Below are 20,761 nucleotides of genomic sequence, written 5' to 3' on the forward strand. Positions count from 1 at the left end.
CACAGGATAGATAGTTCTCGCGGTCTCAATCTTTCACAAATGCAATCCCGACTTTACAAACGACGAAAAAACGTAAACAGATTTGTCTCTTTTCACAAAAAAGTAATAAAAGGCGATTTGCAGAAACAAATAAATCGACTACCTTTGTGGGCGATTTAGAGAATCGTGACTACGTATTTTTAATTATATCACTTAAAAAAAGAGCTAATTATGACTTATTCACACGAAGTGGAACACATGTGTGTTGTAAAGAAGGGTCCTAACCACGGACCGGCTCCCATACCCGAAGAAGGCAAATGGGTAAAATCTAAAGAAATCGTTGATATTTCTGGTTTGACACACGGTATCGGTTGGTGCGCTCCTCAACAAGGTGCTTGTAAACTGACACTGAACGTTAAAGAAGGTATCATCCAGGAAGCCTTGATCGAAACAATCGGTTGCTCTGGTATGACTCACTCAGCTGCTATGGCTTCTGAAATCCTTCCGGGTAAAACAGTTCTTGAAGCATTAAACACTGACCTTGTTTGCGACGCTATCAACACTGCAATGCGCGAACTTTTCTTGCAAATCGTATACGGACGTACTCAATCAGCTTTCTCTGAAGGTGGTTTGATTATCGGTGCAGGTTTGGAAGACTTGGGTAAAGGTCTGCGTAGCCAGGTAGGTACTCTTTATGGTACTTTGGCTAAAGGTCCTCGTTACCTTGAAATGGCAGAAGGTTATATCAAACAAATCTTCTTGGACAAGAACGACGAAATCTGCGGATACGAATTCGTACACATGGGTAAGTTCATGGACGAAATCAAGAAAGGTACTGATGCTAACGAAGCTTTGAAGAAAGTTACAGGTACTTATGGACGCGTAACAGCAGAACAGGGAGCAGTTAAATCTATTGATCCACGTCACGAATAATATAAGGAGGAAAGAAAACTATGATTAGAGAAGTAAAATTCGAAAGCCAAGACCGTCGTATCAAAGGTATCATTGAAGCCTTGAACGCTAACGGCATCAAAGACATCGAAGAAGCTAACGCTATCTGCGAAGCTGCCGGACTTGATCCTTATAAAACGTGTGAAGAAACTCAGCCTATCTGTTTTGAAAACGCAAAATGGGCTTATGTAGTAGGTACTGCCATTGCTCTTAAGAAAAACTGCACAAACGCTGCTGAAGCTGCTGAAGCTATCGGTATCGGTCTGCAAGCATTCTGCATCCCGGGTTCTGTAGCTGACGACCGTAAGGTTGGTATCGGCCATGGTAACCTCGCTGCTATGTTGCTGCGCGAAGAAACTAAATGTTTCGCTTTCCTGGCAGGTCACGAATCTTTCGCTGCTGCTGAAGGTGCTATCAAAATCGCTGCTAAAGCAGACAAAGTACGTAAAGAACCGTTGCGTTGTATCTTGAACGGTCTTGGAAAAGACGCTGCTCAGATCATCTCTCGTATCAACGGCTTTACATACGTTCAGACTCAATTCGATTACTTTACAGGTGAACTGAAAGTTGTTCGCGAAATCGCTTACTCTGACGGTCCTCGTGCAAAAGTAAAATGTTATGGTGCTGACGACGTTCGCGAAGGTGTAGCTATCATGTGGAAAGAAGGTGTAGACGTATCTATCACAGGTAACTCTACTAACCCGACTCGTTTCCAACATCCAGTTGCAGGTACTTACAAGAAAGAACGTGTTCTTGCTGGTAAACCATATTTCTCTGTAGCTTCCGGTGGTGGTACAGGTCGTACTCTTCACCCGGATAACATGGCTGCCGGTCCTGCTTCTTATGGTATGACAGACACAATGGGTCGTATGCACTCTGACGCTCAGTTCGCTGGTTCTTCATCAGTTCCTGCTCACGTGGAAATGATGGGATTCCTGGGAATTGGTAACAATCCTATGGTAGGTTGTACTGTGGCTTGTGCTGTAGACGTAGCTCAGGCTTTGGGTAAGTAATTTATTACTTTTATACATAAGGAGAGTGCTCAATACAGCACTCTCCTATTTTTATTTAAAAACAAAAACTTTTGGAATAGCGTTTCCATTCTATATTTATTAAAAGATACTTGAGCTTTTAGCTCTTATTCTCTCAATCTGAAAACCGCCAATTTGAAGTCCAAGAGAATGAGTAACTGAAAGTTTGTGCTTTATGGGCGCGAACTATTCTTACTTATTTATGGACTTGGTGCTTGGCGGTACCTCAGATTGAAAATAAGTATTGAATGGTTCCGCCTTTTTATATTATGATACACATTGGGGAACTCATTGAAAAAGAACTTCATCGTCAAGAACGTTCAGTTACATGGTTTGCAAACAAACTTTATTGCGATCGTAGTAATGTGTATTCCATTTTTAAGCGTCAAAGTATAGATACAGACTTATTACTTCGTATTTCCCTAATTTTAAACTACAACTTTTTTATCCATTATCTTTATGAACTAAACAAGTGTAGAAAATTAATCACGAATTCGTGATTAATACTACACAACCATTATACAAAACACAAACTAATTCCCTTTATATTTGCCTCATTAATAATTTATCAAAATTCAATCAAAAATGACATTAGAATATAAAGATGCCTCTCCAGAACAAACAATCCAGAAAATAAAAAACATATTAAAAGATATTGGCATAAACACTAAAGAATTATTATATAACAATGCCTATTTATCTCATTCTTGCAGAATTATAATAAACAATGATGTTCTGTCCGAATTAAATGTAGGAACAAATGGGAAAGGCATGACTCCAGCTTATTCATTAGCCAGTGGCTACGCAGAGTTAATGGAACGTCTACAAAATAAATCACTATTGAATGAAGCCATCAAACATGCAATCCCTAGCAGTACGTTCCAGCTATTTCCCGATGAAAAAGAACAAACCTCTTCAAAAGCTAATTTTATATCACTGATAAACACCTTTTTCCCGAACTATCAGCCAAAGCGTTACGCGAATAAATTACCGGAACAAATATCCTGGCTAGGAGTACCATTTGCCAATATAACCAAAAAACAGGTAGAAGTTGTCCCCATCATTCTTTTAAGGGCCAACAGCTCTACAGGCATGTGTGCAGGAAATACCCCATACGAAGCAATCTTACAAGGAATAAACGAAATATTTGAAAGATATGTCCTACAAAAACTATATCTGGAAAAAATTACACCACCTGTATACTCCCCTGACTACTTTAAGGGAACTGCTATACACAGCAGATTAGAAAAACTTGTAGACATGGGATATATTTATGAAGTTAGAGACTGCTCTTTAGGAAAAGGCTTCCCTGTAATAGGATTACAATTAACAAATACAAGTAATGGGACTATAACATTCAGACTAGGTGCAGATCTAAGTCCGGAAATAGCATTAGAAAGATGTTTTACTGAAATTTTTCAAGGGCGAGAACAAAAAGATGCTTTTTTTACCCCGATAGAGTTAGATAAACCGATAAATATCCCCAAAGAGTATCATAGAAATCTAAAGAATGGAACTGGTCGCTATCCGACAGAGTTTTTCTTCGCATCTCCATCTTATGAATTTAATGAACCCGTCATAACGCGAACAGGAGATAGCCAGGATGACTTTCATGCTATGGTTGATTTTTTAGAAAGAAATGGGTATTCATTATTAATAAGAGATCACTCTTTTCTTGGTTTCCCCACCTATCAAATCATAATACCAGGGTTGAGCGATCAACATTACAAACTCAATGATATTTTAGATGACTATATACAATATTTGAATAGCAACAAGCCAATATGGTCATTATACAGACTCAAACAATTAAACAAAAAAGAATTGGAACAATTGCCAACTATCATTGAGGAGAAATATCCTGATGAATATTTAATCAAGTTATTCCCCTACAACACTTCCTCTCACAATGTAATAAATAAAGATTTGCTCATTTTCTTGATTTACATAAAACTCAATGACTACGAGAGAGCATATAAATATTTTACTTCTTTCTTAGATTTCTATAAATCAAAAGAAGCCCGATATAACGACTATCTACATTGTGTCCGCGATTATATATACCTCAAAAAAAATCATGAGAAAGATGTTAATATCAGGTCAGCCTTAAGCAAATTTTATACAACAAAAAAAGTAGATGAGGTATTCTCTGATTTTAAAAGCACTCAGAAAATCATGAAAAACTATTTATTTCCTGAATGTTTTGATTGTGAGAACTGTCCTATAAAGTCTTCTTGCCATTACAAACGGGTTATTCAGTTTGCCACCCAAATACTAAATATACAAACTATTAATCGTATTTATCAAGATCAATTACTTACTCTATAACAAAAAACAAAATGATTACAGCGAATCCCCAATATACGACAAAACGAATTTGTTCTTTAATGGTAACACATAGTTGTAACCTTCATTGTGTATACTGTTTTGAGAAATACAAATCGAAAGGGCTAAAATTCATGTCTTTAAACACAGCCCAAAAGATTCTAAACAAAGAATTTGAAGACTTTTCAAATAAAGACCGTCTACCTTCAGACAGATTAGCGATCGAATTTTTCGGAGGAGAGCCTTTATTAAACTTTGATTTAATTCAAAATATTTACGAATGGACAGACTCCTTAAACTTGACATTCCCTTTAATATTCCAGCTCACCACCAACGGAACATTATTCACCGACAATATGCTACACTGGTTTGCAGAAAGAATAGAAGGATTTAGAATTGTCGTTTCGATTGATGGTGATGATTATATGCAGTATATCAACCGGGGATGTGATTTCAAAAAAATCCCCATTGATTATATTGCAAAGAACTGGAAAAACTCATACTTTAAAATGACCGTTTCTCAAGAGACATTACCTTATTATTCCAAAGGAATTATCGATTTAAGCCTAAAAGGATATAAAGTACCCAGTTCATTGGCAGAAGGAATAGTATGGAACCAGGAAGATGCTACCATTTACAAGAATGAATTGATGAAAATTGCCCGATTCTACTTAAAACACCCGGAATTTGAACCAGATCAGCCATTTGATTACTCTTTCAGCAAATTGCTATCTCCTTTAAATATCCCCCCAAAAAACTGTGGTGTCGGAACGGATATTTTGATTTATGATACTGACGGAATCTCCTATCCATGTCATCTATTCCTACCTATTGTACATGGGCAAAATGAGGTAGAGAGAATTTTAAAAGATATTGATTTTCATGATGATGCCAGTTTAATAAATGACAAATGTAGAAAATGCCTGATTTCCAATATATGTCGTACTTGTTATGGCTATAATCAGATAGACAGAGGAAACCCTCAAAATAGAAACCTATCAAAATGCAAGATGCAATTAGCAGAAGCTCAAGTCATATCCAGCTTTCAGATTCAATATTATATAGCAAAAAAAGAACATTTAACAGCAAACGAAGTCTTAAAACTAAAAGCTGCTATTAAATGCTATGAACTAGTACATAACAATGTATTCAATTTTAATTGAATACTAGACATTAAATTTCGTAATATATCAATTACGGTTTTGTTTAATTTAATTTTTATCGACATGAAAGAAGTACTCGATTATCAGACATTGGAAGAGGCCAAAGGAATTATTGCTTCACAACTAGACGAACAAGTTGAAAACAAGAACATCGTAACTATACATTGTTCTTGGTGCACCAACTGTTCGGGCATAGTAGGAGACTGATTTATTCACTTTCTCTAGGGTGTAACTTGACGGTTACACCCTAAAAAGTAGCAATTTCAATGAAAATTATTCAAGAAGATACAAATTTCCAATATTGCATACAGACTCCCAGACGTTTCTATTATGCAAAAAACATACTATATCCTTTCATAAATCTTTTTTATCATATTCTATTAAAAAGCATACATAAAATAACCTCCCCAAAACGAACGATCTATAAATATCAAACTACTCTTGTGCTTATTTTTAAGGATGAAGCTCCGTTTTTACAAGAGTGGCTAACCTATCATTTGACATTAGGTATAGATCATTTTTACCTTTATCAAAACAATTCTACTGACAATTATATGGAAGTACTATCCCCATATATTAAATCAGGAATAGTGACACTAAATGAATGGCCGGATAATCCTGGGCAAAACACTGCTTATATGCATTGGTATAAACATTATCGCACAGAAACAAAATGGGTCAGTTTCCTTGACATTGATGAATTTATTTGTCCATTAAGAGAATCCAACATTCATAACTTACTTGCACATTATGAAATTTATCCTGTTGTCATGATATATTGGAAACTTTTCGGCACTTCCGGTATACTACACCACGATTACACACGATTAGTTATAGAACAATATCACGTATGTAGAAAAAAATATTTCACAGAAGGAAAAGTTTTCTACAACACTCTATTCGACATAAACGAACAACCATTCTCTATGCATGGATTCAATGTAAAATGGCATAATATAACAATTCCTCCCGTTAATTCATTTTATAAGTTCGTTATTTGGAATATGCATAAGGTCAATCACAAAAAGGATATTAAAGTTCAAATAAACCATTATTGGTCTAAGGCATATGATTGCTGGCAGCACAAATACGAAAAGGGGAGTGCAGAAAAAGGCACTAAATGGAAGAATTTAGATTTCCTCAACAAGTTGGAACTGAACTGCACCTCGTCTAATTACACCATATTTCGTTTTATAGTAAGCGTCAAGTTAAAAATGCGTGAATATTCAACTACATTTATGTGATTTATTATCCACGCTCAACCATCTTTAAAAAACAAAATAGACATAACTTTGTAAAAAGTAAAACAAACTACTATATTAAGAACATTGCTAACAAACTACATTGTTATATGATACATATCGGCCAAATAATAGAAGATGAATTACACCGTCAGGAACGCTCTATAACGTGGTTTGCTAATAAATTATTCTGCGATAGAACCAATGTATACAAAATATTCAAACGAACCAGCATAGACTCCGACTTATTGTTACGCATTTCCCATATTCTAAATCATAATTTCTTCAACTATTACTTGGAAGAACTAAAAAACAATGAAAAGAAAAACACACCTTAATGAATATCATTTACTCTTTCATACATTCAAAGAAATGTATCATATTATTATAACATTTTCAATCTATGCAACCTATAAATTTCAATATCATAAAGATTATAATTCCTCCCACGATTAATCCGCAACAGCCACCAGAAGAGTTAGAACTACTATTACTATTTCCTCCGCGTTTATACCCTTGTGGAGTTCGTGTATACATATTGGTTTTCTCGCGTCCTTTTGCATAAATCCCTTCCGATTCGTAGTTCACTTGCCAAATATGTCCTCTTCCGTCCTTTTCTCCGGCACTCCATTCACCCCAGAATACTTGTCCGCCGGAATAATAAAAGCCCCTACCATCTCTCTCACCCTGAGACCATTCTCCCAGATAAATGCCTCCATTATTAAAAACATATACACCAATCCCATGTCTTCTGTGGTTAGAGTCAACTTCACCCAAATAAACTCCATTTGAAAAAACATCTAATGTAGCACGTTCAATCCAAGATGAACTACAAAAATAGTATCTGAAACCATCTAATTCATCTATAAGACATCGTGGCCCATTATCATTATCTAAAAAGTCATAGATTGCAAAAAAAGCATCTCTTGAAATATGTTCTTTATCCATTTATTTATAATGTAAGTTTATAACGTACAAAGTAAATCGTTTTCAACTAATAAATTCACATTTATCTGTGGTAATCTAGACTATATTTTTGTAGCATATTCTTCACAAAAAGACTATTGGAACCATTAAAGAATACATTCCATTATTAATTTCAAAAGGAAAGACATGATATTAAAGTCTACTTCACATTAATAGCGAATAAAATAAATACAATTTATCAACTAAATTTTCTTGGAAATAAACCAAATAACTATATTTGCATAAACTCATAATCAATTAAATTATGGAATACATCAACGAATTTCACAAGCAATGGATAGAGCGTACTCGCAAGTCAATAGCATTATGGAGCAAGCAGCCAGCCTCATTAGAAGAAAAGAAGAAGCAACAAGAACGTTTGGACCAACAGAAAGCTATAAGAGAAGGCAAATTGAAGAGTTAATTTCATTTGCCAATTCAGACGATTTATGGATTTCCCCCTCTAATTTGAATATAGAATTCTTAAGTAAAGGTGGAGAAAATGAAGTCTACACAGGAAATGAAGATATAGTTGTAAAGCTGAACAACTTTGAGTACGCAGGCGATGATTTGGAGAACTTCTTCATCCGCATTGCTGCACACAACAAGTTCTTTGGCAATGTTCCCTATCAGATGATAGGTTTCTCTTATAACAGCCAACAAGAGTTCTGCGCCGTCCTCACACAACCTTATATATTAGCAGAACGTGAAGCTACAGAAGATGAAATTATTGTTTATATGGAAGCACTTGGTTTTGAAATGGACTACATAGATGAATTTCATAATAATGATTACGAAGTGTTTGACGCTGTCCCCAATAATGTACTTTATGGAATAGATGGAGATTTGTATTTTATTGATACACAAATTAGATTGAGAACTCAATCCTAACGAAAGATCTATTTGAGAACTAATATACAACTTCACTTGTTTATATAAAAGATACTAAACATTATACAACAATGCTACTCACATTCTTAAATACACTCGCCACTATCATCAGTGTCATCAGTCTACTGATTGTGACCTATGGTGTGCTCGTTGGTTTCGTTGCCTTCCTGCGCAATGAGATAAAACGGTTCAACGGAACTTATACCATTAATAATATCCGGCAGCTTAGAGCAGATTTCGGCAGTTACCTTTTGCTGGGACTGGAATTTCTAATCGCATCCGACATTCTGAAAACTGTAGTTGATCCTACTTTGGATGAGCTGGCAATCTTGGGCGGAGTTGTTGTAGTAAGAACTGTACTTTCTGTGTTTTTGAATAAAGAGATTAAAGAACTGGCAGAAGATGGTTCATCTAAGGAAATAAAGGAAATATAAGAAAGGTCAGCATTACTAACTTTCTCCAAAGCTGCGTGTTTTTATTACCGAATATTTCTATTTTTGACTACCTTTGCAAAAGAAAATACCTACGTATATACTGCAAAGAATAGAAACACATCAGAAATATGGGAATAATACACTTGTCTATTGAACTTACACTCGATCTGATAGCTTTAATCATAGGTATCATTCTTATCATACGCGCCAAAGACAATTATCCGAAATTATATTGGGGAATCATAGCTACCGGTATCGGTATCATGTTTTCATGGGAAAATATCGGATGGCTGACAATTGTCACAGACACCCCGGAATACAACTTCACAGAGTTACTCAACATCGAGAAAATGCTCAAGTGGTATGCATTAGCCAATATCGTAGCCTTATTCCCTATTGCTTCTTTATCGCCAGGGTATCTGAACCATTTCAGAGTATTCACTTTCCTATTATTACCTATCATTACAATAACTGTAGGAATCAGTTATTTAGGTTTTAACGGGAATATTACTCCGATTAATTCTATAGGTGAAATCATTCCGAACATCGATCAGATGGACATAAAACTTAGAATATTTATATTCCTTCTATCTGTTTTTACCCCGCTCGCTCTTCTCATTTACCCTATGATGAATAACAAAACCTACCGCAGAATGAATAAAAATATGTATCTATTCATCGGTTTTCTATTCGTATTCTTAGGCATATATATCTTGTTCACTCTAAATATCAATGAATTTGTTTTCAACCTGTTCGGTATTATGGCAATCGTTTTTACGGTCCTATTCTCCATACAATACTTACGCTACGAAAACCCGTTTTCGGACCATATAGACATGGTTCATAACGCAGAGAATACGAAAGAACCGATAATGTCACAAATTGAAAAAAGATCCCAGCCTCTCCCACTTTTCTCAACAATTGAAACCTATCTTCAGGAACAACATCCCTATACCGATCAACGGTATAACATCGAACTTTTAGCCAAATCTTTGAATGAACAGGAACATACCATCTCAGCAGCAATCAAGAGTCAGGGTTTTACGGGCTTCCGGGAATACATCAATTATCTTCGGCTGGAATATTTCAGACAGTTAGCCGCCGAAAATCCAAAGAGTAACGTGAAAGAACTGATGTTCGCATGTGGTTTTACTTCCCGCGCCACTTTCTACCGGAACTTTTCAGAGAAGTATGGTGTATCACCCAGTAAATTCATTGATAATCAAAGAGTAGAACAATAAGACCTCCTTTTAAGAAGCACTATTCTTAATAGTAAAAAGTGTCTCATTCTTGAAATGAGACACTTTTTATTTTTGCAGATAAAACCAATCCGTTACTTTTGAAGCAAAATAAAACTACGACGTTAGCATCATCAATAAACTAATTATATACATAAGATAAACAGAATATGAATATTGATAATTGCAATCACATCAACGCTGAAAAAGATCAAGAAAAAAACATCTTCTTATATACTACAATAACCGGAAACTTACAACTAATCCATTTAGAACAGATTGGTTATTTCCGATATAACTCCAAAAGCAAACTATGGGAAGCTGTATTAAATAACAATCATATCTTAGCACTAAAAAGAAATACAAACTCACAAAAGATATTGAGTCTGCACCCCTATCTTATCCAGATTAACCAGTCATACATTATCAATATAGGCTATCTGACCTCGATTGAAGACAACAATTGCATATTGCTGCCTCCATTTAACGAAATGGAACTTTTACAAGTAAGCAAGTCTTTTATGAAGAAGCTAAAAGAAAAATATCCATGCATCTGATCGTATATAGACCTCTATGCAACTCCAAGCAGTTCCACTTCGAATATCAATGTCGAGTAAGCAGGAATAGAATCAAAAGATTTAATACCATATCCCATTGCATAAGGTATATAGATGATCCATTTATCCCCAACGTGCATTTTCTGAAGTGCTACCTGCCACCCTTCTATTACATCACTAAGACGTAAGGCATCGGGACAAGTACGTTCATAAGAATTATCAAATACCCGGCCATCAATCAGACTTCCTTTGTAATGCACGGTAACAATACTCCGCGCACCCGGAGAAATCGTACCTTCACCAGTTTCCAAAACTTTGTAATAAATTCCACACGGCAATGCGAAAACACCTTCCTGAAATGACAGCTTTTTCAGAAATCGTCGATTGGCATCTTTGTATTCTTTCTTTTTCCCCATAAATAAATTGATTAAGAACTTGCAAAAATAATCAGAATAACAAAGGATTTAGCATAAAAACTGTATATTTGTTTGTTGAACTATAAAAAAACTCATCGCTATGGGACTAACAAAGACTACACGTAGCATTAGTGCTACCGGACTACTCCTACTTATCATGATGACTGTGGGCCTATATTCATGCACACGTACTCAAAAAGACATCATTCCTTCTGCCGATTATGCACCGTATGTAAATGCGTATACGGGAGGAGTTATTTCACAGAATTCAACCATACGCATAGAGTTGACCCATGACCAACCCATGGTGGATCTGAACAGTGAGTTAAAAAACAATCCGTTCAGCTTTTCCCCTTCATTAAAAGGAAAAGCATATTGGGTAAGCAACAACACCATTGAGTTTGTGCCGGAAGAAGGAGCATTGAAACCGGGAACGCTCTACGAAGGAACTTTCCGGCTTGGAGACTTCATTGAAGTGGACAAAAAACTAAAAGAGTTCAACTTCTCATTCCGTGTGCAGGAACGTAACTTCACTTTGCAGTTGGAGTCGTTACCAATTACAGCTGCCCAACCGGATGAAATAAATATTAAAGGAGAAATACGCTTCAGCGATGTAGTGAAAAAAGAGGAAGTGGAAAAGATGCTGACTGCCAGCGATGGCAAGAAGAGTTATCCGGTAGAAGTCACCGCGACAGACAACCTTACCCGGTATCAGTTCAACATCAGACAAATACCCAGAGAAGCTGATGATTACCCATTAACCATTACAGCCAATGGTAGCCCGGCTGGTATCGACCGTAAACAAAGCGAAGAAGTGCTGATACCGGCTAAAGATTGCTTCCGTTTTATGTCTGCCGAACGCATTGAACAACCGGAAAACGGAATTGAGATTGTTTTCTCCGCTCCTTTATCCACTACCCAGGATTTAAAAGGACTGATTGAGATTCCGGAAGTCTCTTCATCTATCTTCCAAATTAACGAGAACAGAGTCTTCATCTATTTCGAAGCAAACACGCAGAATAAACTGACATTGAATATCCATGAAGGAGTCAAAGACAGTCAAGGTAAAGCGCTGGGAACTTCACATACGATCTCGTTCAGTGAAGTTAGTCTGAAACCACAAGTAGAAATGTCTACCTCCGCCGCCATCCTGCCCGATTCGAAAAATCTGATTATTCCTTTCAGGGCTGTCAATCTGTATGCCGTGGATTTGAGTGTGATCCGTATCTTCGAGAATAATGTATTGATGTTCATGCAAACCAATTCGCTCGCCTCAGCCAATGAGCTACGCCGCTCAGGAAGGCTGGTTTATAAGAAAACATTATGGCTTGCCAAAGATGCTTCCAAAGACATTCATCATTGGGGGGATTACTCAATAGATCTTGCCGGGTTGATCCATCAGGAGCCGGGTGCCATATACCGTGTCATACTTTCATTCCGTCAGGAATACTCCGCTTATCCTTGTGGAGGAAACGAGAATCAGGATATGAAATTCGCCGACAGTAATACATCCGACGGGTTGACCAAAGTAAGCGGAAGTGTCTTGTCTGAAGAAGATGAAGCCATCTGGAATACGCCCGAAGCTTACTATTATTACAACGGAGGAACAATGGACTGGAGCGTGTACCGATGGACGGAACGCGACAATCCATGCCATCCATCTTATTATATGAATTCAGACCGAATTGCTGCATGTAATGTATTTGCTTCCAATCTGGGAATGATTGTAAAACGGAATTCACTGAACAAACTATGGATTGCCGTAAGCAATATTTTGGACACCAAACCGATAGGAAAAGCACAAGTAACAGCATATAACTTCCAGTTACAGCCCATAGGAAAGGGAGAGACCAATGGAGACGGGTTCGTTGAAATCACTCCGAAGGGTGTACCTTTCATTATCGTGGCAGAATCGAAAAAGCAAAAGGCATACGTGCGTGTCGTAGACGGTGAAGAGCAGTCCGTCAGCAGATTCGATGTAGGAGGAAAAGATATTCAAAAGGGATTGAAAGGATTCATATATGGCGAAAGAGGAGTATGGCGACCGGGAGACACATTGCACATTTCCTTTATATTGGAGGACCGCGAAAAGAGAATCCCCGACAAGCATCCCGTAGCACTGGAAATATACAATCCGAGAGGACAGTTCTACACCAAAATGATTTCAACGCAAGGAATGAACGGATTTTATACATTCGACGTTCCGACACAGGCTACAGATCCAACCGGGCTCTGGAATGCATATATTAAAGTAGGAGGAACCACCTTCCACAAAGGTCTGCGTATCGAAACCATAAAACCCAACCGCTTGAAAATAAACCTGGCATTGCCGAAGATTCTTCAAGCTACGGACAAGGATGTCTACGCTCCACTCACTTCAACCTGGTTGACAGGAGCCACTGCCTCCAAATTGAAAGCTAAAATAGAAATGTCTTTATCTAAAGTGAATACACAGTTCAAGAATTACGGACAATATATCTTCAATAATCCGGCTACGGATTTCACAACTATCAAAACTGATGTATTCGACGGTACACTGGATGCAGAAGGAAAAGCCAGTGTCACACTGAAAGTTCCGACCGCAACCGAAGCACCGGGTATGTTGAATGCAACTTTCACCACCCGTGTATTCGAACCGGGAGGAGATGCCAGCATCTATACCCAAACAATCCCGTTCTCGCCATTTACATCTTACGTCGGTATCAACTTGAACCAACCGAAAGGCAAATATATTGAAACGGACAAAGATCACGTATTCGATATTGTGACTGTAAACACGCAGGGACAGCTAGTGAACCGTACTAATCTGGAATACAAAATATACCGCGTCGGCTGGAGCTGGTGGTGGGAGAACAGCGGTGAATCTTTTGGCACTTACATCAACAACAGTTCCATCACACCTGTTGCCAGCGGCAACTTACAGACAAGAGGCGGAAAAGCAGCCTTCAAGTTCCGCGTCGATTATCCGTCATGGGGACGCTACCTGGTTTACGTAAAAGACAAAGAGAGCGGACATGCCACCGGAGGAACCGTTTATATAGACTGGCCGGAATGGCGCGGACGTTCGAGCAAAACAGATCCTAGCGGCATCAAGATGCTTGCTTTCTCTCTGAACAAAGATTCTTATGAAATTGGAGAAACAGCCACAGCCATCATTCCTGCGGCAGCGGGAGGACGTGCGCTGGTATCCATTGAAAACGGTTCGACAGTTTTGCGTCAGGAATGGATAGAAGTTTCCAACGGAGGAGATACGAAATATACATTCAAGATTACGCCGGAGATGACTCCGAACGTATATTTGCATATCAGTCTGTTACAGCCTCACGCACAAACAGTCAATGACCTTCCTATCCGTATGTACGGCGTTGTTCCGGTGTTTGTCACTAACAGTCAGACAGTATTGCAACCGCAGATACAGATGCCGGAAGTGTTACGCCCGGAAACCAACTTCAACGTGACCGTCAGCGAAAAGAGCGGGAAACCAATGACTTATACATTGGCTATCGTAGACGACGGTTTATTGGATCTTACCAACTTCAAGACACCGGACCCATGGAATGATTTCTATTCACGCGAAGCGCTTGGCATCCGGACATGGGATATGTATGATAATGTATTGGGAGCTTCTTCCGGAAGCTACAGTTCGCTTTTCAGCACAGGAGGAGACGCTACGTTGAAACCTGCCGATGCTAAAGCAAACCGTTTTAAACCGGTAGTCAAGTTTATAGGTCCTTTCTATCTGGGAAAAGGAAAGAGCCAGACACATACATTGAAACTTCCGATGTATGTGGGTTCGGTACGTGCCATGGTGGTTGCCGGACAGGATGGTGCTTATGGCAATGCGGAAAAGACTGCCTTCGTACGGACTCCATTGATGATGTTGTCTACTTTGCCCCGCGTGCTTAGTATTCAGGAAGAAATTACCGTTCCGGTCAATATCTTTGCGATGGAGAATCAAGTGAAGAATGTGACCGTATCCCTTCAGGCATCCGGTGGAGGAGTACAGATTGTAGGAGCTAACCAACAATCGCTCAAATTCACCCAACCGGGAGACCAGCTTGTCTTCTTTACCTTAAAAACAGGCAGCAAAACCGGAAAGGCTACGATCCACCTGACAGCAAATGGCGGCGGACAACAAACCAAAGAAACCATTGAAATAGACGTACGCAATCCGAATCCGGTAGTAACCCTGCGCAACAGTCAATGGATAGAAGCCGGACAAAGCAAAGAATTGTCATACAACCTAAGCAGTTCTTCCACAAATAATCAGATCAAGCTGGAAGTATCCCGCATACCTTCGGTAGATATCAGCCGTCGGTTCGACTTCTTATACAATTATCAGCACCATTGCACGGAGCAGTTGACTTCCAAGGCTCTGCCTCTTCTGTTTGTCGCTCAATTCAAGACGATAGATAAGACGGAAGCCGAAAAGATAAAGACGAATGTACAGGAAGCTATCCGGCAGATTTATGGTCGTCAGCTCCCCAACGGCGGATTTGTATATTGGCCGGGGAATGCTGCTGCCGACGAATGGATTAGTTCTTATGCTGGAATGTTCCTGACGCTGGCACAAGAAAAAGGATATGCCGTTCATGCGAATGTACTGAACAAGTGGAAGCGCTTCCAACGTGCAGCCGCACAAAACTGGCGTATGCCACAGGAGGCAAGCGGTTGGCAGCAATGGCAGTCGGAATTGCAACAAGCCTTCCGTTTATATACCCTTGCATTGGCAGGAGTACCGGAATATGGAGCTATGAACCGAATGAAAGAACAGACCGGATTATCAATTCAGGCCAAATGGAGACTGGCAGCCGCATACGCACTGACCGGAAAGATGAAACCGGCTGAAGAACTTGTGTATAATGTAGAAACAACGGTGAACCCCTACTCTTCCATGAATCAGATTTACGGTTCTTCCGATCGTGACGAAGCAATGATTTTGGAAACACTCATCCTGATGAACCGGGAACGGGATGCTTTACAACAAGCAAAAGTCGTTTCTAAGAATCTGTCACAAGAAGATTGGTTCAGTACACAATCTACCGCTTTTGCTCTGATGGCAATGGGACGTCTGGCAGAAAAGCTGTCAGGCACACTGGATTTTGTGTGGTCATGGAACGATAAACAGCAACCTGCTGTAAAATCAGCCAAAGCTGTGTTTGAAAAAGAGATCGCTACCACTCCAAAATCCGGCACCGTTTCTGTGAAGAATCAAGGAAAGGGAGCGCTTAGCGTAGACCTTATCACACGTACGCAGTTATTAAACGATACGTTACCGGCTATCAGCGATAACCTCCGCATGGATATAAGATATGCTAACCTGAACGGTACACCGCTCTCTGTCAATGACATCATACAGGGAACTGACTTTATGGCTATCACCTCAATATCCAATATCAGCGGTACTTCCGATTACACTAATCTGGCACTGACGCATATCATACCGTCCGGTTGGGAAATATACAATGAAAGAATGGTTGCTCCCGAAACGGAAAACGCAGCAGCCGACGGCTCCGGTCAATCAGTCAGCAAGTACAGCTATCAGGATATACGTGATGACAGGGTATTGACCTATTTCAATCTGCGCCGCGGTGAGACAAAGGTATTCACTGTCAGGTTACAAGCGACCTATGCCGGTAACTTTATTCTCCCTGCCGTTCAATGTGAAGCAATGTATGATGTAAACGTACAGGCACGAAGCAAAGCAGGAAGAACAACTGTCAGCCGATAATATTTGGCACGGATTACACGGATTTCACGGTTCTACTCGTTCACTTAAACCGCGTAATCCGTGTAATCCGTGCCTAATTATTTCGTACCTTATTATTTCGTACTTAATCATTTGTCACAAAGATATGTCTCTTAGCTTTTAATATTTAAATGAATCCTATAAAATTCTTCAAACGATTATCTGTCACTAAGAAAGTAATGACTATAAGCATTACTCTTTTGATAATAGGATACATCTTTTGCCTTCCCCGGCAACTGTTTCATGTACCCTACTCTACCGTTGTGACTGATCGAAATGAAGAATTATTGGGAGCACGTATCGCATCGGACGGTCAATGGCGGTTTCCTCCCCGAAAGACAACACCCGAAAAAATCAAGCAATGCCTCATCACCTTTGAAGACAAACACTTTTATCACCACTGGGGAGTTAATCCGTTAGCTACCGGAAGGGCACTCTATCAAAATTTAAAGAACAAACGTGTCGTAAGCGGAGGAAGTACCCTTACCATGCAAACCATTCGTCTCGCCCGGAACAAACCTAGAACTCTCGGAGAGAAAGTCGTTGAAATGATATGGGCTACCCGTCTGGAATTTCGGACTTCCAAAGAGGAAATCTTATCCATGTATGTCTCTCATGCGCCATTCGGAGGAAATGTTGTAGGATTGGATGCTGCTGCCTGGCGTTACTTCGGTCATTCTGCCGAAGATTTATCATGGGCGGAATCGGCCATGCTGGCTGTCCTCCCCAATGCCCCTGCCATGATCCATCTATCCAAAGGACGAAAGACACTGCTTTCCAAACGCAACCGTCTATTAAAGCAACTTCTTGAAGAAGAGATTATCGACGCATCCACCTATGAATTAGCTGTCAGCGAACCGTTACCCGACGAGCCGCATCCGCTTCCTCAAATAGCTCCCCACCTAGTCAGTCGTTTCTATCAGGAAAGAAACGGGCTATATACCCGTTCAACTATTGACAGAGGGATACAAACCCACATAGAGAGTTTGGCAGAACGGTGGAGCAACGAGTTTAATCGAAGTGATATCCGCAACCTGGCAATTCTGGTTATCGACATTCCCACCAATCAAGTAGTAGCATACTGCGGAAATGTACATTTCGACCGTAAACAAGGAGGAAACCAGGTAGATGTGATCCAAGCTCCCAGAAGCACAGGCAGTATTTTAAAGCCCTTTCTCTACAATGCCATGCTACAGGAAGGAAGTTTATTACCGAAAATGCTGTTACCGGATGTACCGGTTAATATCAACGGCTTTACTCCTCAAAACTTCAGTATGCAGTTTGAAGGAGCAGTCCCCGCTTCCGAAGCCCTTGCCCGTTCGTTGAATATCCCGGCTGTAACCATGTTACAAAGATATGGAGTACCCAAGTTTCACCATTTGTTGCAACAGATGGGATTCAAGACTATCAATCGGGCGGCTTCTCATTATGGTTTGTCACTGATTTTAGGAGGTGCAGAAGCAACATTATGGGATGTAACGAATGCCTATGCGCAAATGGGACGAAGCCTTTCCAGCAATAGCCCCTCCCCGACCGTATCTCAAGGAAAGGAAGCACAGATACTACTGGAAACAGAAAATACAGAGCCAATAAACAATGATACGAAGCAAACAAACCGTAATCATAAAAGCAATCATAACAAGCAGGAAAAACGAGAACAAAGTAACTCCAGTCCTCTATCCGTAGAAAAGGATTCAGAAGAAACCACTTCGGCTAATGCAGGAGCAGCCTGGCTCACCCTCTCCGCCTTAACAGAAGTCAACCGTCCCGAAGAGATTGACTGGAAATCAATTCCATCCATGCAAACTATCGCATGGAAAACCGGAACCAGCTACGGATTCCGTGATGCGTGGGCAGTGGGGGTGACTCCGCGCTATGCAGTAGGCGTATGGGTAGGCAATGCAACCGGAGAAGGAAAGCCCGGATTGGTTGGTGCACAAACAGCCGGTCCTGTATTATTCGATATATTCAGTTACCTCCCTTCTTCACCGTGGTTCGAACGTCCCACAGGCGTTTTCGTTGATGCAGAAATATGCCGCCAGTCCGGTCATCTGAAAGGACGTTTCTGTGAAGAAACTGATACCGTATTAATTCTTCCCGCCGGATTACGGACGGAGGCTTGTCCTTACCATCATCTCGTCACTCTATCTGCTGACGAAAGCCACCGCATCTATGAAAACTGTGCAAATACCGAACCTACCATTCAGAAATCATGGTTTGCCCTGCCACCTGTATGGGAGTGGTACTATAAGCAGCACCATCCGGAATACAAACCACTGCCACCTTTCAAAGCCGGCTGTGGAGAAGATTCTTTCCAATCCATGCAGTTCATCTACCCTCCTATGAACGCCCATATCAAGTTGCCCAAACAATTGGACGGCAGTAAAGGGTTTCTCACGGTCGAACTGGCACACAGCAACCCCAATGCGACTATCTTCTGGCATCTTGACGACACTTATCAGACACAGACGCAGGATTTCCACAAAATTTCCCTGCAACCCGCTCCCGGCAAACATTCCCTGACGGCAGTAGACGGAGAAGGCAACACAGTTTCCACTACTTTCTTCATCGAATAAACATCTTATTTTATTATCTTTGCCGCATGAAACAGTCATTAAAAGAAAACGGAGGACTACCGGCATCCATCCTCTGGACGCTTGCTATTGTGGCAGGTGTCTCGGTAGCCAACATCTATTATATCCAACCTCTATTAAATATGATACGCCATGAACTTGGCATATCAGAGTTCAGAACTAACCTGATTGCCATGGTCACGCAAATAGGCTATGCAGCAGGACTGTTGTTCATCACCCCCTTAGGCGACTTATATCAACGAAAGAAAATCATCCTTGTCAATTTCACTGTCCTGATCTTCTCCCTCTTGACGATTGCCCTGACACACAGCTTCCATCTGATACTCATCGCTTCATTCCTCACGGGAGTCTGTTCCATGATTCCACAGATATTCATTCCCATAGCCGCCCAGTTTTCCCGTCCGGAACATAAAGGCAGAAACGTAGGAATTGTCTTATCAGGACTATTGACCGGTATTCTGGCTTCACGTGTCGTCAGCGGATTTATCGGTGAACTGATTGGCTGGCGGGAAATGTATCACATTGCTGCAGGCATGATGTTTATCTGCGCGATTGTTGTATTAAAAGTCCTTCCCGATATTCAAACCAACTTCCAGGGAAAGTATAGCGACCTGATGAAATCTCTGTTAGCCTTAGTGAAAGAATATCCGCAACTACGCATTTATTCGATTCGGGCGGCACTGAATTTCGGTTCCCTCCTTGCCATGTGGTCCTGTCTGGCTTTTAAAATGGGACAAGCTCCGTTCTTCGCCAACAGCGACGTAATCGGTATGCTGGGACTTTGCGGAGTGGCCGGGGCTTTGACAGCTTCTTTTGTAGGAAGATATGTAAAACGGGTAGGTGTACGCCGCTTCAACTTTATCGGCTGCGGTTTGATTCTCTTTGCATGGTTGTTGTTCTTCGTCGGTGAAAACACCTTTGTCGGTATCATCGCCGGTATCATCATCATTGACATAGGAATGCAATGTATTCAGCTAAGTAACCAGACAAGTATCTTCGAACTGAATCCGCGTGCTTCGAACCGTATTAATACAGTTTTCATGACTACTTACTTTATCGGTGGTTCTATGGGAACATTTCTGGCAGGCAGCTTTTGGCAACTGTATGGCTGGCACGGAGTTATCAGTATCGGAGTCGTTTTAACCGGGATTTCTTTATTAATTACGATTTTCTACAAGAAATGAGTCAACAAAACGAACGGTCAAACCGTTTATTACAATAAAACG

At 40.1% G+C, this 20,761-nt stretch carries 16 protein-coding genes; 14 read left to right on the forward strand and 2 right to left on the reverse strand.

Features of this window, described 5'->3' with window-relative positions; genetic code table 11:
• Positions 1–210 precede the first annotated feature (210 nt).
• From KQP79_RS11460 to KQP79_RS11490, 7 genes are all read left to right on the forward strand, one after another.
• Complete coding sequence (locus KQP79_RS11460; RefSeq protein ID WP_004296942.1) at positions 211–912, forward strand: iron-sulfur cluster assembly scaffold protein; 702 nt, start codon at positions 211–213, stop codon at positions 910–912.
• 20 nt (positions 913–932) lie between these two features.
• Positions 933–1,943: a GGGtGRT protein gene (locus tag KQP79_RS11465; RefSeq protein WP_004296943.1), complete on the forward strand. Its 1,011-nt coding sequence runs from the start codon at positions 933–935 to the stop codon at positions 1,941–1,943.
• 287 nt (positions 1,944–2,230) lie between these two features.
• Positions 2,231–2,461, forward strand: a complete 231-nt coding sequence (locus KQP79_RS11470) for an XRE family transcriptional regulator (RefSeq protein ID WP_229092972.1) — start codon at positions 2,231–2,233, stop codon at positions 2,459–2,461.
• Between the two features lie 85 nt (positions 2,462–2,546).
• Positions 2,547–4,289 (forward strand): YcaO-like family protein, encoded by a 1,743-nt coding sequence (locus KQP79_RS11475; protein WP_061448527.1) that lies wholly within the window; start codon positions 2,547–2,549, stop codon positions 4,287–4,289.
• A gap of 11 nt (positions 4,290–4,300) precedes the next feature.
• Positions 4,301–5,449, forward strand: a complete 1,149-nt coding sequence (locus tag KQP79_RS11480) for a radical SAM protein (RefSeq protein WP_081104645.1) — start codon at positions 4,301–4,303, stop codon at positions 5,447–5,449.
• A gap of 63 nt (positions 5,450–5,512) precedes the next feature.
• A complete protein-coding gene (locus KQP79_RS11485) occupies positions 5,513–5,656 on the forward strand; it encodes a hypothetical protein (protein ID WP_155728200.1) in 144 nt (47 codons plus the stop codon).
• Positions 5,657–5,715: 59 nt separating this feature from the next.
• The gene (locus KQP79_RS11490) at positions 5,716–6,693 is read left to right on the forward strand and encodes a glycosyltransferase family 92 protein (protein ID WP_061448525.1); all 978 of its coding nucleotides are present in this window, start codon (positions 5,716–5,718) and stop codon (positions 6,691–6,693) included.
• A 393-nt stretch (positions 6,694–7,086) separates the two neighbouring features.
• Here KQP79_RS11490 and KQP79_RS11500 read toward each other — a convergent pair whose 3' ends face one another.
• Complete coding sequence (locus KQP79_RS11500) at positions 7,087–7,638, reverse strand: hypothetical protein (protein ID WP_061448523.1); 552 nt, start codon at positions 7,636–7,638, stop codon at positions 7,087–7,089.
• Positions 7,639–7,950: 312 nt separating this feature from the next.
• Here KQP79_RS11500 and KQP79_RS11505 point away from each other — a divergent pair, with 312 nt between their 5' ends.
• The 4 genes from KQP79_RS11505 to KQP79_RS11520 all read left to right on the forward strand — a co-directional run bounded on the left by KQP79_RS11505 (position 7,951) and on the right by KQP79_RS11520 (position 10,776).
• Complete coding sequence (locus KQP79_RS11505; RefSeq protein ID WP_061448522.1) at positions 7,951–8,547, forward strand: hypothetical protein; 597 nt, start codon at positions 7,951–7,953, stop codon at positions 8,545–8,547.
• Between the two features lie 71 nt (positions 8,548–8,618).
• On the forward strand, positions 8,619–8,981 hold the full coding sequence (locus KQP79_RS11510; RefSeq protein WP_061448521.1) for a DUF1622 domain-containing protein: 363 nt from the start codon (positions 8,619–8,621) through the stop codon (positions 8,979–8,981).
• A 128-nt stretch (positions 8,982–9,109) separates the two neighbouring features.
• Complete coding sequence (locus tag KQP79_RS11515) at positions 9,110–10,222, forward strand: AraC family transcriptional regulator (RefSeq protein ID WP_061448520.1); 1,113 nt, start codon at positions 9,110–9,112, stop codon at positions 10,220–10,222.
• Positions 10,223–10,389: 167 nt separating this feature from the next.
• Positions 10,390–10,776, forward strand: a complete 387-nt coding sequence (locus KQP79_RS11520; protein WP_061448519.1) for a LytTR family transcriptional regulator DNA-binding domain-containing protein — start codon at positions 10,390–10,392, stop codon at positions 10,774–10,776.
• A gap of 14 nt (positions 10,777–10,790) precedes the next feature.
• Here KQP79_RS11520 and KQP79_RS11525 read toward each other — a convergent pair whose 3' ends face one another.
• Complete coding sequence (locus KQP79_RS11525) at positions 10,791–11,192, reverse strand: FKBP-type peptidyl-prolyl cis-trans isomerase (protein ID WP_004315996.1); 402 nt, start codon at positions 11,190–11,192, stop codon at positions 10,791–10,793.
• A gap of 100 nt (positions 11,193–11,292) precedes the next feature.
• Here KQP79_RS11525 and KQP79_RS11530 point away from each other — a divergent pair, with 100 nt between their 5' ends.
• From KQP79_RS11530 to KQP79_RS11540, 3 genes are all read left to right on the forward strand, one after another.
• Positions 11,293–16,923, forward strand: a complete 5,631-nt coding sequence (locus KQP79_RS11530) for an alpha-2-macroglobulin family protein (RefSeq protein WP_195310589.1) — start codon at positions 11,293–11,295, stop codon at positions 16,921–16,923.
• A 149-nt stretch (positions 16,924–17,072) separates the two neighbouring features.
• Positions 17,073–19,517 carry a penicillin-binding protein 1C gene (gene pbpC / locus KQP79_RS11535; RefSeq protein WP_061448517.1) on the forward strand — a complete coding sequence of 815 codons (2,445 nt, stop codon included), beginning with the start codon at positions 17,073–17,075 and terminating at the stop codon, positions 19,515–19,517.
• A 26-nt stretch (positions 19,518–19,543) separates the two neighbouring features.
• Positions 19,544–20,719, forward strand: a complete 1,176-nt coding sequence (locus KQP79_RS11540; RefSeq protein WP_061448516.1) for an MFS transporter — start codon at positions 19,544–19,546, stop codon at positions 20,717–20,719.
• The last annotated feature ends 42 nt before the right edge of the window (positions 20,720–20,761 follow it).

It is taken from the genome of Bacteroides sp. DH3716P, from assembly GCF_025914115.1.
In the GTDB taxonomy this organism is placed as follows: domain Bacteria; phylum Bacteroidota; class Bacteroidia; order Bacteroidales; family Bacteroidaceae; genus Bacteroides; species Bacteroides ovatus.

Excerpts from the sequence above, each read along its gene's own strand:
- KQP79_RS11530 (WP_195310589.1), top strand. The coding sequence starts at position 11,293 with ATGGGACTAACAAAGACTACACGTAGCATTAGTGCTACCGGACTACTC.
- KQP79_RS11460 (WP_004296942.1), top strand. The coding sequence starts at position 211 with ATGACTTATTCACACGAAGTGGAACACATGTGTGTTGTAAAGAAGGGT.
- KQP79_RS11500 (WP_061448523.1), bottom strand. The coding sequence starts at position 7,638 with ATGGATAAAGAACATATTTCAAGAGATGCTTTTTTTGCAATCTATGAC.
- KQP79_RS11480 (WP_081104645.1), top strand. The coding sequence starts at position 4,301 with ATGATTACAGCGAATCCCCAATATACGACAAAACGAATTTGTTCTTTA.
- KQP79_RS11470 (WP_229092972.1), top strand. The coding sequence starts at position 2,231 with ATGATACACATTGGGGAACTCATTGAAAAAGAACTTCATCGTCAAGAA.
- KQP79_RS11505 (WP_061448522.1), top strand. The coding sequence starts at position 7,951 with ATGGATAGAGCGTACTCGCAAGTCAATAGCATTATGGAGCAAGCAGCC.
- KQP79_RS11515 (WP_061448520.1), top strand. The coding sequence starts at position 9,110 with ATGGGAATAATACACTTGTCTATTGAACTTACACTCGATCTGATAGCT.
- KQP79_RS11475 (WP_061448527.1), top strand. The coding sequence starts at position 2,547 with ATGACATTAGAATATAAAGATGCCTCTCCAGAACAAACAATCCAGAAA.
- KQP79_RS11485 (WP_155728200.1), top strand. The coding sequence starts at position 5,513 with ATGAAAGAAGTACTCGATTATCAGACATTGGAAGAGGCCAAAGGAATT.
- KQP79_RS11490 (WP_061448525.1), top strand. The coding sequence starts at position 5,716 with ATGAAAATTATTCAAGAAGATACAAATTTCCAATATTGCATACAGACT.
- KQP79_RS11540 (WP_061448516.1), top strand. The coding sequence starts at position 19,544 with ATGAAACAGTCATTAAAAGAAAACGGAGGACTACCGGCATCCATCCTC.
- KQP79_RS11465 (WP_004296943.1), top strand. The coding sequence starts at position 933 with ATGATTAGAGAAGTAAAATTCGAAAGCCAAGACCGTCGTATCAAAGGT.
- KQP79_RS11510 (WP_061448521.1), top strand. The coding sequence starts at position 8,619 with ATGCTACTCACATTCTTAAATACACTCGCCACTATCATCAGTGTCATC.
- pbpC (WP_061448517.1), top strand. The coding sequence starts at position 17,073 with ATGAATCCTATAAAATTCTTCAAACGATTATCTGTCACTAAGAAAGTA.
- KQP79_RS11520 (WP_061448519.1), top strand. The coding sequence starts at position 10,390 with ATGAATATTGATAATTGCAATCACATCAACGCTGAAAAAGATCAAGAA.
- KQP79_RS11525 (WP_004315996.1), bottom strand. The coding sequence starts at position 11,192 with ATGGGGAAAAAGAAAGAATACAAAGATGCCAATCGACGATTTCTGAAA.